This window comes from Acinetobacter sp., assembly GCF_045628685.1.
Taxonomy (GTDB): Bacteria; Pseudomonadota; Gammaproteobacteria; order Pseudomonadales; family Moraxellaceae; genus Acinetobacter.
This window is the reverse complement of record NZ_JAZQPV010000053.1, coordinates 1-12,272: the sequence shown is the minus strand read 5'-3', so window position 1 is coordinate 12,272 and position 12,272 is coordinate 1. Positions and strand designations below refer to the sequence as shown.

Annotated in this window: 11 protein-coding genes and 1 pseudogene; 8 read left to right on the top strand and 4 right to left on the bottom strand. The window is 40.9% G+C overall.

Features of this window, described 5'->3' with window-relative positions; genetic code table 11:
* Positions 1–285: 285 nt before the first annotated feature.
* Together ACKI4H_RS06710 and ACKI4H_RS06705 are read left to right on the top strand one after the other, a co-directional pair.
* Positions 286–919: pseudogene (locus tag ACKI4H_RS06710) on the top strand (carboxymuconolactone decarboxylase family protein).
* Positions 920–979: 60 nt separating this feature from the next.
* On the top strand, positions 980–2,032 hold the full coding sequence (locus ACKI4H_RS06705) for an NAD(P)-dependent alcohol dehydrogenase (RefSeq protein ID WP_407304668.1): 1,053 nt from the start codon (positions 980–982) through the stop codon (positions 2,030–2,032).
* A gap of 131 nt (positions 2,033–2,163) precedes the next feature.
* Here ACKI4H_RS06705 and ACKI4H_RS06700 read toward each other — a convergent pair whose 3' ends face one another.
* Both ACKI4H_RS06700 and ACKI4H_RS06695 read right to left on the bottom strand, forming a co-directional pair.
* Entirely contained in the window at positions 2,164–2,631 is a 468-nt protein-coding gene (locus tag ACKI4H_RS06700) for a DMT family transporter (protein ID WP_407304667.1), read from the bottom strand.
* Positions 2,632–2,642: 11 nt separating this feature from the next.
* Complete coding sequence (locus ACKI4H_RS06695) at positions 2,643–3,071, bottom strand: DMT family transporter (protein WP_407304666.1); 429 nt, start codon at positions 3,069–3,071, stop codon at positions 2,643–2,645.
* 134 nt (positions 3,072–3,205) lie between these two features.
* Here ACKI4H_RS06695 and ACKI4H_RS06690 point away from each other — a divergent pair, with 134 nt between their 5' ends.
* Positions 3,206–4,138, top strand: coding sequence for a LysR substrate-binding domain-containing protein (locus tag ACKI4H_RS06690; RefSeq protein WP_407304665.1), 933 nt, complete (start codon positions 3,206–3,208; stop codon positions 4,136–4,138).
* A gap of 290 nt (positions 4,139–4,428) precedes the next feature.
* Here ACKI4H_RS06690 and ACKI4H_RS06685 read toward each other — a convergent pair whose 3' ends face one another.
* On the bottom strand, positions 4,429–5,430 hold the full coding sequence (locus ACKI4H_RS06685; RefSeq protein WP_407304664.1) for an NADP-dependent oxidoreductase: 1,002 nt from the start codon (positions 5,428–5,430) through the stop codon (positions 4,429–4,431).
* A gap of 1,072 nt (positions 5,431–6,502) precedes the next feature.
* Positions 6,503–7,546, bottom strand: coding sequence for an AraC family transcriptional regulator ligand-binding domain-containing protein (locus ACKI4H_RS06680; RefSeq protein ID WP_407304662.1), 1,044 nt, complete (start codon positions 7,544–7,546; stop codon positions 6,503–6,505).
* A 195-nt stretch (positions 7,547–7,741) separates the two neighbouring features.
* On the opposite strand from ACKI4H_RS06680, the gene ACKI4H_RS06675 reads away from it, so the two are divergent.
* The 5 genes from ACKI4H_RS06675 to ACKI4H_RS06655 form a co-directional block, all read left to right on the top strand.
* Positions 7,742–8,062: a 2Fe-2S iron-sulfur cluster-binding protein gene (locus ACKI4H_RS06675; protein ID WP_407304661.1), complete on the top strand. Its 321-nt coding sequence runs from the start codon at positions 7,742–7,744 to the stop codon at positions 8,060–8,062.
* A 76-nt stretch (positions 8,063–8,138) separates the two neighbouring features.
* A complete protein-coding gene (locus ACKI4H_RS06670) occupies positions 8,139–9,545 on the top strand; it encodes a cytochrome P450 (protein WP_407304660.1) in 1,407 nt (468 codons plus the stop codon).
* A gap of 33 nt (positions 9,546–9,578) precedes the next feature.
* Positions 9,579–10,799, top strand: coding sequence for an NAD(P)/FAD-dependent oxidoreductase (locus ACKI4H_RS06665; protein ID WP_407304659.1), 1,221 nt, complete (start codon positions 9,579–9,581; stop codon positions 10,797–10,799).
* Between the two features lie 20 nt (positions 10,800–10,819).
* Positions 10,820–11,602 carry an acyl-CoA thioesterase gene (locus tag ACKI4H_RS06660; RefSeq protein ID WP_407304658.1) on the top strand — a complete coding sequence of 261 codons (783 nt, stop codon included), beginning with the start codon at positions 10,820–10,822 and terminating at the stop codon, positions 11,600–11,602.
* A gap of 346 nt (positions 11,603–11,948) precedes the next feature.
* Positions 11,949–12,272 (top strand): NAD(P)-binding protein (locus tag ACKI4H_RS06655; protein ID WP_407304656.1); only part of this gene is annotated, 324 nt, incomplete at its 3' end.

The following is a 12,272-nucleotide window of genomic DNA, read 5'->3' as shown; positions in this document are numbered from 1 at the left end:
TTTGCTGACATTTTCATTATGACACTCAAGGTGGAAGGATGGATTAACCATTAATATTTTTTAATGCAATTCAGTCCATCTGTTAAAGCTATCGAATCGCGCATATCCTGTTTCATTTTTATACTGTTTTACTCATGTTTAATCCTTTGTCCTCTTTTATACTATTTTAAAAATATCCACGCCTGAGTTTTTTATTTAAATTGAGGCGGCAGATGCTTGATTGACACATGATTGTAATTAAAAAATGATCCAACTTTCTTTGTCATCAAAGAAGGAGGTTAAGCAGTGCAAAAATCTTTATTGCAACAGCAACAGGCAATAATACCGATTGCTGCTTATGCTGCAAATGGTGACATATCCAGGCTCAGCCAGGCATTGAAAGATGGCTTGGATCAGGGCCTAAGCATTGCAGAAATTAAGGAAATTTTAGTTCAGTGTTATGCCTATGCCGGCTTTCCACGAAGCTTGAATGCGCTTGCTGCATTTATGCAAGTGTTAGAACAGCGTAAGGTGAATGGTATTCATGATGTAGAAGGTAAGACCAATAACATCTTACCCAATGATTATCAGGCACTGGAATACGGGACCCTGAATCAGACCCGCTTAGTTGGGCAACCTGTCAAAGGTGCATTATTTGAGTTTGCACCCGCCATAGATCAATATCTGAAAGCCCATTTATTTGGCGATATTTTTTTCAAGGGATGTGTTGAGCTGGCAAGATCGCGAAATTGCCACATTGAGTATGCTTTCGGCCTTAGATGGAGTAGACAGCCAGCTTCAATCCCATCTTCATATTGCACAAAACCAAGGGGTTAGCTCCCAGCAGTTTAAAGAAATACAAGAGATATTAACTGAAAAAGTAAGTCCCCAGATCGGTCAGCGCTTTCAAAAAGTTTTAGTTAGTTTTCAAAATCAATAAAGCAGAATAAATTTTTATTTATCAATTTTTTATCCTGCACCTACTATATGAGGCAACAATATGAACATCGAAGTATTAGGATATGCCGCACATTCACCGCAAAGTCCTTTGGTACCCTTTAAGTTTGAACGCCGAACACCACGTGAAGATGATGTGGTGATTCAAATTGAATATTGTGGTGTTTGTCATTCTGACTTACATCAGGTCAGAAATGACTGGGGATTTAGTTTTTATCCCTTAGTGCCGGGTCATGAAATAGTAGGACGTATTACGTCGATTGGTTCTAAAGTCACAAAATATAAAGTGGGTGATCTGGTCGGAATTGGCTGTATGGTGGATTCATGCCGGACTTGTTCAGCGTGTCATGCAGGGCTAGAACAGTATTGTGAACAGGGGAATATTCAGACTTATGGCAGCCTGGATCGTTATGACCAGCGTCCAACTTATGGGGGTTACTCACAAACAATCGTTTGTGCTGAAGATTTTGTATTGAAAGTACCTGAAAATCTGGATATTAAAGCTGTACCTCCACTGCTTTGTGCCGGGATTACCACCTGGTCACCTTTGCGTCACTGGAATGTTGGAAAGGGCAGTAAAGTTGCCGTCGTGGGCCTAGGTGGGCTAGGGCATATGGCAATTAAGCTGGCCAATGCCCTAGGTGCAGACGTGACATTATTTACCCGTTCAGTAAACAAAGAGCAGGATGCAAAACAGTTAGGTGCTCATAATGTAGTGCTATCCACAGATGAAGCTCAAATGAGTTCAGTCGAGAATCAGTTCGATTTAATTATAGATACTGTACCTTATAATCATGACCTGGAGTCTTATATTCCAACGCTCACCTTAGATGGAACTATCGTACTGGTTGGATATCTGGGAGAAATTAGTGCAAGTTCAGTTCCACTGATTATGGGAAGAAGGTCGATTGCAGGTTCGATGATTGGCGGGATTAAGGAAACCCAAGAGTTACTTGATTTTTGTGGAGAGCATCAGATTGTTGCTGATGTGGAGATGATTGAAATGCACAATATCAATGAAGCTTTTGAACGTATGTTAAAGAGTGATGTAAAATACCGTTTTGTGATTGATATAAAAACCTTATCTGAAAATTAATTTTCTAGTTTCTGTGGTGCAGTCCGACATACCCATGCACCACATGATCAATGCCTGACTGCTATAAAATAATCTCTGTATTAAAACAGAGTCAGAGTAATTTTATTTCAAAGAATTCTGCTTACTCAGCATTAAGGGCTATCAGCTTGAGCCACAGCGATACTATTACTTTTATAAATAAAAAATAGTGCAATAGCCAATAAGACAAGTGCAGCTAATCTCGAACCATCCAGAGCGATCACAGTATTATTAAACCAACCAAAGTTATCAATGAGCAGGCTCATGAGCAACTGTCCGCTAATGACGGCGACCGTAGTAGCAGCAGCCCCCAGTCTTGGCATGGCAAACACGATGGTTAGCATATAAGCCACACCAAAGAATGCCCCGGTTAATTGCCATCTCGGTACAGTGAATAAATTCATCGAATATTGTGGCTCAAAGAAAAAACCCAGCAAGAAGCTAAGTATGGTTCCCATGACAAAGGTTAACCATGCACTTTCAAGTACCCCAACTTCTGCACCCAGACGACCATTAATTGATGATTGGGCACACAATACGGCTCCGCCAATGATGACAACTAATAACATTATATAAATCATGGACAACCTTCTTAATGGATAAGCCAGAGTGCGGCCAAAATGGCAACGAGTGCCGCGATACGATACTTATCTACAGCTCGCTTACGGCTGCCCAGTAACCCCCAGTGATCAATTGCAAGACTCGTGGCAATTTGGCCAAACAAGATACCAACCATGGTTAAACCCACGCCAATATGGGGTGTAGCGATCGTAAGTGAGACTACATAAATGGGGCCTAACACGCCTCCAGCCAGCAGCCAGCGCGGTTGCTTGAACATCAGACTAAGCCGAGGACGACTGAAGATCAGAAAAAATGTCAACAGGATTGAACCTACAGCAAAGATTCCTAATGTTGCCCAGATATATCCGATTTTTTCACCGAGTGGACCAAGCAAGCCAGCTTCGACAGAGAGCCCCATACCAGCCAGGACCACTAATGGAAAAATCCATAACTGCTTCATATAATATTTCTACGGAAGATAAAGCGAAATTGTATTTAGTTGCTTTAAAAGCCACAATTGATCCAATTATCAAAACATAATTGTTAAAATAACAATAATTGAAGTCTTAAATCATTTTTAGAGGCCTGTAAAGAATGCAACTAAATGCATTGCGTTATTTCGTCATGGTAGCGACTACTGGCAGTTTTGCTACTACAGCCAAGCATTTCCAGGTTCCTGCCTCATCAGTGTCTAGGTTTATATCTAAACTCGAAAAGGAAATTGGCCAACAACTGTTTTATCGTAATACCCGATCTGTGCGACTTACAGAAACAGGAGAACAGTATTATGTCCAAATCAGGGAAGTGCTAAATACCCTTGATCTGGCAAATGAAGAAGCTGCAGGTAAGGGTTCAAGTGTACGGGGAGTCGTGCGAATTAATACAGCTGTTGCACTTGGCCGGCTGCATATTGCCCAAATTGTGAATAAATTACATGATATCTATCCAGAACTTTCGATTGAATTGATACTGACAGATGCATTCATTGATCCTGTACAAGAGGGGGTAGACATTGTGATACGTATTGGCTTATTGCAAGATTCGGCACTTATTGCACGCAAGGTCGGTGATCAGAAAAATGTATTGTGTGCCAGTCCTGAATATCTTAAACAATATGGTATCCCTGAATCCCCTCAGGATCTCATAAAACATTTATGTCTGGTTTATAAAGGGTTCTCGGGTGCTCAATGCTGGTATTTCCGCCGGCAACATGATGAAAAACCAATCGCGGTACAGCCGCAAGGGGTTTTAAAGAGTAACAATGCAGAAGTGCTACTTACAGCGGCATTAGAAGGTCGAGGTATAGTGCTATTTCCTACTTGGATATTTGCGCATGACTGTTTTAAAAACAAAAAACTTATTCAGCTACTCCCTGAATGGACGGGTACAGCGGATCCCTTCACTCTTGAGATTAATCTGGTATCACCCGAAAATAGGATTCGATCGCAAAAAGTCAGAACCGTACTCGATTTTATGCTAAAAGAAATTGGCGATCCGCCGTATTGGGATAACATCCTTGATTTTTAAAAACTTGCTATAATATAGGGTTAATTTTTCTTAGAATAATTTTAAATAGTTCCGAGTCTTATAAGAGCTTCGTCTATTTTTCAGATTTTTGAGAGCAATTAAACATGTAAGCTGGAAAATATTGGTTGAAATCCAAGAGACTCTGTTACTCCAGTAGTGGATATTAAAACGGGCCAAAAGACTTCCGATCAACAACCTGAGAATTTGCTTTTATTGTTAAAATTGCTTTTCTATTGATTCCGTCCGTTCAGTTGAACTCAGGTTTATCAATAAATAGCAGTCTGTTTATTCTAGTACTGCGTCATTTTTATGATGACCTTACCTTTGGCATGTCCAGTATTTACATATTGAAGTGCTTCTTTGATTTCTGAAAAATCATATTGCTTATCTATGACAGGATTGATATTTCCTGCTTCCACTAATTTTGAGATTTGAGATAGCTGGTCACCATTGGGTTGCATAAATAAAAATGAATACCTAATGCCACGTTTTTTAGCTTTATTTCGGATTGACCAACTTAAAAGTGGAATAACTGATTTTACTAACCAGTTAGCGGGTAGGGTTTCAGCAAAAGTACGGTCAGGTGGTCCTGAAATACTGACAATATGGCCGCCACGTTTAAGAACATTCAGTGACTTATCCAGAATTGCTCCACCTTGGGTATCTAAAACCACATCATAATCTTTAAGCTCTTGCTCAAAATCTGCCGTTTTGTAGTCAATGACTATATCTGCACCTAATGCTTTAACCCAATTTGTATTTTTACTGCTGGTTGTGGTCGCGACGGTTGCACCTAAATACTTGGTAAGCTGGATCGCTAACGATCCGACACCACCAGAACCCGCATGAATCAATATTTTCTGTCCTGACTTAACTTTTGCAATTTCGACCAGTGCTTGCCATGCGGTTAAAGATACCAGAGGTAGCGATGCCGCAAGCTCCATAGAAATATTTTTAGGTTTTAGAGCCAGTGAGGATGGTTGCACGATTGTATATTCGGCAAAAGCACCATTCTGATCAGTCTTGGCATACACTTCATCTCCCACTTTAAACTGAGTAACATAGGTTCCTACCTGAACAACAATCCCAGCAAAATCATTGCCTAGAATATATGGAAAATGAACAGGCAGTATTGCTTTGAACTCCCCTTGTAACACCCGTAAATCAATAGGATTAATACTTGCCGCATGAACCTTAACAAGTACAGTATTTTCGGTAATAGCGGGTTTAGGTTGTTCATCCAGTTGAACATTATCAATTTTACCGTAGCGTTGAATATAGGCTGCTTTCATGTGGGACCTCTATATATTTTGAATTTCTTATATTTAGAAAAAGTAAAGCGGTATTAAGCTTTCAGGTTTTGCTGAACGCATGTGTTGCCTAGGCATGCTTCAAATCTAAGAGTCTGCATTCTGTACAGCATAGGGCGGGCTAAAAACATGCCTGAGATGAATGCAAATCTAATAGTTGAATAGGGCCTGTTAACATTGCAGAAACTGGATATATCGAGTGGCACTACCTATTAGTTTTTTCAATCTTGCGAATGCTCAATATAAATACCAATCTATAGGAGTCTTGCCTGAGGTTGTATTCTCTTTCTTTGGAATATTTGCTTTTGTTTGTGACTTGATCATTTGTATCTTTAACCTTTGTGGAACGTATGTATCTTTACCTAAAAGGAGAAAGGAACTGACCTATATCCAGCTACAGTTATCAAAATTAATCTGGAGAGATAAAATTACGATATCTAAAATAGAGAATGGTCACTTTACTGGCTCATTTGACTGACATATTTGAACGTGTGTTGGATGCAGGACTGCAGTTCGAAATTAAGCCCAAGAAGATGGAATACCGGATTAGATAAGATGTGGGGATCACAAATTAATGACAGGATTGATCTGCCAGATGAGATAAAGCACATAGATGTATCTGCTCACTGTTAATGAATACGGTTGCATGGCAGCGGTCAGGAAATGTAAGCTAGAACCGCACAAAACCTCGTTTTCACAGAATCTGGGAAACTACATTGGTGAGTGCTTTGATAAGAAATAGAGATACGCACTGGAAGAACTTTGCACTACAGTATTTGCCAGGTCTGCGAGAAAATTTATATCGCTACTGTTGATATAACCCCTTGTTAATCCATCCATAGACAACAGGATAGCGCTTAAGACGAGTGACAGTAAGGAATTCCCGAAATTATCCAATCTGATTAAACTGCTAAAGGAGTATCGTCACGATAAAAGCGCAAATTTGAATACAGACTTTTATGTGCTGAATGAATGACCCTTGATCTGTTTTAGAAGGTCTCTATATATAGTAATTTATTAAAGAATTTAAATCGGAAAAATTAAAGTTCCAATATTATTTTTTATTTTGGAAGCGATACTCGCTGGGTGGCAGATCAAACCATCGTTTAAACGCTCGTCGAAAATTTGCACTGTCATGATAATTAAGGAGGGCGGCAATCGCATCGACAGATAATTCACTCTCAAGTAAATAGCTGCGGGCTTGTTCGGACAGAATAGAATCTTTAATGTCCCTAAAACTGGTGCCATCGAGGGCAAGTTTACGTGCCAAGGTGCGTTTACTCATGAATAAGGATGCCGCTATCTGTTCCTCGCTAAGTTCATGTAAAGAGCTCGACAGCATCATTTTTTTAATCATATACACATAGCTCTGCTTGCTCGGTTTGAGCTGCTGCAGCATGTTTTCACATTGTTGCCTCGCGAGCAGATAACTGTCTTGATTGGCAGAGGCATTGGGAATATTACACAGGTTTAGAGGAAACTCGGCTTTGATCTCGGGAGCGGCAAAAGAATAATGTCCCGCTAAATAGTGATGATAGGCTTGGCTATAGTTCGGTTCTGCATGTGCAAAACAGATTTTAGCCTCATGGATGGGGCGTCCGACAATGAATTCAGCACATTCAAATAAAATCACTGCACAGGTTTCAGCCAATAGGCGATGCACCTGTTCAGAAAGCTGAATATCAAAATGCAATGACATATTGACCGAATGTTCATTATATTCAATGCTTAAACGCGCGAAACTGATGCGTGTAGGAATAAATTCCTTAAAGGCTTTTAGAGCCATCAACAAATTGGGACTACTGTTGACCAAGAATCCCATGGCACCATGCGTGGTTGGTGTCAAACGCTTACCCAAGCGTAAGCCAAAATCAGCATGTTTAGATAAAGTTGAGCTGTTCTGTAAAATCTGTACCAATTGTCTGGCGGTCAGTAAAGTGTCATCCTGCATGAATTGCTCAGTGGTGAGCTGAGTAAATTGCAGCAACTGCGATAATTCACGAATATTCAGTGCCAATTCTCGACCAATGAGCCGCGCATAATTGGATGGAATATTAGAAATATCGAGATTTTCATCCATCCATATATTGTTTTTCATTTCGTATACATTGACATCCTGTCGTAGCGATTAAGCAAGTTACACCTAATTTTTTCTTTGAATTTTCTATGTGTCTTCTAATGACCCTATCTTGTCAAAAAATGACCTGCTTGAGTTGCCTTTATAGCATTAGGTTGTAGTCATCCAAATAAAAACCGATGAATAGCACATTCATACCTGTGAAGGAGAATAGAAATGGGAAAGATTACATTTGTTGAGCATGATGGAACAGAGCATTCTGCTGACTTGGAGGCAGGTAAATCACTCATGCAAATTGCCATTGATCACGGCATACCAAGCATTGATGCCGATTGTGGTGGTGAATGTGCTTGCGGCACCTGTCATGTGATTTTAGAAGAAAAATGGAGTGCTCAAGTAGGGACTGCATCAGCCAGTGAATTGCAAATGCTGGATCTTAATCCTGAAAAGACCCACACATCCCGTTTGGCTTGCCAAGTGCAGGTATCAGAAGACATGAACGGCATGCGTGTACAATTGCCTGAATATCAAATGTAAATCATCATGATCTCTCATAAGATCTCTGTGCAATCATTTCATATCGATATCAAAAATAAAAATAGGCAAGAACAACATGACTCAATTTGAAGCAGTATTAAATAAAGTCAAAAATGAAGCATCCAATCGACTATCGCCATGGATTCCCATGGATATGCAAGTCAAAGGCGTGCACTTGTTTAAACGCACCAAACGTTTTTTAACCCAGAAAGACTACTTTCCTGAATTTGTAGAACAGCCGATTCCGGATGTCTCCACGCTTGATCTAAAAGAGATTGATTTAAGTAATCCATTTTTATTTAGACAACATCAATGGAAAGCCTATTCGAAACGACTGCGTGATGAATGTCCGGTGCATTATCAAGCCAACAGTCCATTTGGCCCATTTTGGTCGGTGACCCGTTATAAAGATATTGTCTTTGTCGATAAAAACCATGAGTTGTTTTCGGCAGAGCCACTGATTTTAATTGGTACCGCACCGATTGATGTTGAAACCTTTATTGCAATGGACCCACCGAAACATGATGAGCGTCGTCAAGCAGTGCAAGGCGTGGTGGCGCCAAAAAATCTGAAAGAAATGGAATCCTTGATTCGCACACGCACCGCAGAAGTACTCGATAGCTTACCGATTGGACAACCTTTTGATTGGGTACACACCGTTTCGATTGAACTGACTGCGCGGATGTTGGCGACCTTACTCGATTTCCCTTACGAAGACCGTTTAAAACTGGTGTATTGGTCAGATCTCTTTTCATCTTCACCACAAAGTACAGGGGGAGATAAGGACTTGGATGAGTCTTTTGTGGGTGTAGCGGATATGGCCAAACATTTTGTTGCGCTTTGGCATGATAAAGCAGCACGTTTAGCTACAGGTGAGCCCCCGAGTTTTGACCTCATTACCTTAATGCAAAGCAGTGATGCCACACGTGATTTGATAAAGCGTCCTATGGAATATTTGGGCAATCTTGCATTGCTCATTGTTGGTGGCAATGACACCACCCGTAATTCAATGAGTGGTGGCGTGCTGGCATTACACCAATTCCCTGAGCAATTTGCCAAACTGAAAGAAAACCCAGGCTTGATTCCGAATATGGTGTCAGAAATTATTCGCTGGCAAACCCCATTGGCGTATATGCGCCGTGTGGCAAAGCAGGATGTCATGCTCAATAGCCAATTTATCCGTAAAGGCGACAAAGTGGTGATGTGGTATGCCTCAGGCAACCTCGATGAACGCGCGATTGACCGTCCTGATGAATTTATCATCGACCGTAAAGATGCCCGTAATCATTTGTCATTTGGCTTTGGCGTGCATCGGTGTATGGGCAACCGTTTAGCCGAGATGCAGCTACGCATTTTATGGGAAGAAATTTTAAATCGTTTTGACTATTTAGAGGTGGTGGATGAGCCTGAGATTGTGCAATCCAATTTTGTCCGTGGCTATTCAAAATTAATGGTTAAGCTCACAGCAAAAACTGAACAATAAACGCGATTCACGATTTAAAAAAGAGGGCATGTGATGCAAAACCTGAAAGCAGTGATCATTGGTGCAAGTCATGCAGCGGCGCAGCTGAGCGTCAGCCTACGTCAAGAAGGCTGGGACGGTGAGATCGTGATGATCGGGGATGAGCCACATTTACCCTATCATCGACCACCATTATCCAAGACCTTTTTATCTGGTGATAAAACCATTCAGGATTTGCTGATCCGCCCAGCTACATTTTATGAAAAACAGCAAATTGAGTTTTTACACGGTCACGTGGTTTCAATAGACCGTGAGCAGAAAATGTTAAAGCTTGCAAATGGATCACAGATTTCTTATGCCAAATTGGCCCTCTGTACAGGTGCACGGGTCAGAAAACTCGACATAGAGGGCAGTGAACTCAACGGCGTTTACTATGTACGAAATGCGACTGATATTGAAGCCATACAACAGCATATCCAAAGCGCAAAACATGCGGTGATGATTGGTGGCGGCTATATTGGCTTAGAAACAGCGGCTTCATTGAGAAAGCAGGGGATCCAGGTTTCTCTGTTGGAAACAGCACCACGCATTTTACAACGGGTGACTGCGCCAGAACTATCCAACTTCTATACGAGAATACATCAGGAACAAGGTGTCAAAATCTACACGAATATCTGTGTGGAGCGTCTCGTGGGCTCCACACAGGTTGAAAGTATTTTATGCGCAGATGGCAGCACTATACCGGCAGATTTGGTCATTGTCGGTATCGGTGTGCATCCTAATATAGAATTGGCTCAAGAAGCAGGTATTGAAGCAGAGAATGGCATCGTTATTGATCAGTATTGCTGTACCAATGACCCTGATATTGTCGCGGCTGGCGATTGTACCAGTCATTTTAACGTGCATTATCAACGCCAGCTTCATTTGGAATCAGTGCCGAATGCCAATGAACAGGCCAAAGTCGCTGCCGCAACCCTATGTGGAAAAGCAAAACAGTACAATGCATTGCCTTGGTTCTGGTCAGATCAATATGACATCAAACTGCAAATTGCCGGCTTAAATCACGGCTATGACCAGCTGGTGATCCGTGGAGATCTTCATAACAGCAATAGCTTTACAGCCTTCTATTTTAAAAATAAACAATTGATTGCTGCAGATTGTATTAATCGTCCTTTAGAATTTATGATCAGTAAAAAAATCATCAATGACAACATTCAGATTGATCCTGCTCAATTTGCCGATGAATCGATTGATCTCCAGCAACTGACACAATAAAACCAGAGAAAAAGACGGATATGGACAAGCCCACTTTAGTCGAGATGTTTCATTCATTGACAACAGAACAAGTATTTACCCCGCCTGAACATTGGCGCCAAGGGCGAACGGCTTATGGTGGTTTTTCATCGGCAATGGCGCTTCAGATTGCACTCAATCATATCCCTAATGAACGACCCCCTTTAAAAGCGGCACAAATTGCATTTATTGGTCCGGTCACCGAGCAGGTATCCTTTCAGGTCGACACCTTAAGACAGGGCAAATCTTCGACCCAAGTTGCTGTGGACGTACGTGTTGATGATGCAATTGTATTAAGGGCTGGTTTTACTTTTGCGAGTCCGCGAGAAAGTAGCATTCATCACCACTACGTTGAATGCCCTCAAGTTGAACCACCTGGACATTATTCATCTATTCCGAAAAACCTGCCAGTTCCGAATTTTTTTAAAAATTTTGATATTCGTTTGGTCAGTCAGTCGATGTTTTTTTCAGGGGGTGAAACGCCTGAACTTTTGGCTTGGGTACGTTTAGAGGGTTTAAACAATATTTCAGCTGAAGTCGCTTTACTGTTAATTGGTGATTGTCTACCACCGGCATCAACCGTGTGTTTTAAAACCTTGGCACCGATCAGTTCAATGAATTGGACCGTTGATTTTACCCAGCCTGCAGGGCACAGCGAATGGTATCTGGTTCGGTCCTTCAGTTTAGTCGCGGCAGGAGGATATTCATATCAAAGCATGCAAGTGTGGAATGAAACAGGCGGATTATTAATAGTAGGTACTCAAACAGTCGCTATTTTTGCTTAGAGTTCAAAACATAAATTGATTTTTTTATCAGAATTTATTTTTCGATATTTATAATATTAAAAAAAATGCATTAGTTGGCTAAAGACTAGTTCAAAGTTAAGTTATTAAAGTAATTATAAAAATCCATTATTTAACTTATGCTTACCAAAATATAGTTCATAAATTAAAAAATATATATCAATCAAATAATTATGAATTATTTACATAAAATTAAAAAAAATATTACTGGATGAACCTTAGTTTTCTATTCCTTTATGTTCTGCATTTATGAGTTTTATGAAATTTACTTAGTCGTTGCCTAACTATACTTATCTACCTATAGATTGTGTTAGCAAATGGTAGAGGTATGTTTCCAGAAGATGAAGTTGAACGTGAATCGATGGAGTTTGACGTCGTCATCGTAGGCGCAGGACCGGCCGGTCTGTCTGCAGCGATCAAGATCCGTCAACTTGCAATTGAAAACAACCTGAATGATCTGTCCGTTTGTGTCGTGGAAAAAGGCTCCGAAGTCGGTGCACACATCCTGTCCGGTGCGGTGCTTGAACCGCGTGCCATGAACGAGCTGTTCCCGGACTGGAAAGAACAGGGTGCGCCGTTAAATGTGCCGGTGACTGAAGACAAAACCTTCTTCCTGCTTTCAGATGAAAAATCACAGGAAGCGCCGCACTGG

Coding starts and splice junctions, on each gene's coding strand:
- ACKI4H_RS06705 (WP_407304668.1), top strand. CDS start 980: ATGAACATCGAAGTATTAGGATATGCCGCACATTCACCGCAAAGTCCT.
- ACKI4H_RS06700 (WP_407304667.1), bottom strand. CDS start 2,631: ATGATTTATATAATGTTATTAGTTGTCATCATTGGCGGAGCCGTATTG.
- ACKI4H_RS06695 (WP_407304666.1), bottom strand. CDS start 3,071: ATGAAGCAGTTATGGATTTTTCCATTAGTGGTCCTGGCTGGTATGGGG.
- ACKI4H_RS06690 (WP_407304665.1), top strand. CDS start 3,206: ATGCAACTAAATGCATTGCGTTATTTCGTCATGGTAGCGACTACTGGC.
- ACKI4H_RS06685 (WP_407304664.1), bottom strand. CDS start 5,430: ATGAAAGCAGCCTATATTCAACGCTACGGTAAAATTGATAATGTTCAA.
- ACKI4H_RS06680 (WP_407304662.1), bottom strand. CDS start 7,546: ATGAAAAACAATATATGGATGGATGAAAATCTCGATATTTCTAATATT.
- ACKI4H_RS06675 (WP_407304661.1), top strand. CDS start 7,742: ATGGGAAAGATTACATTTGTTGAGCATGATGGAACAGAGCATTCTGCT.
- ACKI4H_RS06670 (WP_407304660.1), top strand. CDS start 8,139: ATGACTCAATTTGAAGCAGTATTAAATAAAGTCAAAAATGAAGCATCC.
- ACKI4H_RS06665 (WP_407304659.1), top strand. CDS start 9,579: ATGCAAAACCTGAAAGCAGTGATCATTGGTGCAAGTCATGCAGCGGCG.
- ACKI4H_RS06660 (WP_407304658.1), top strand. CDS start 10,820: ATGGACAAGCCCACTTTAGTCGAGATGTTTCATTCATTGACAACAGAA.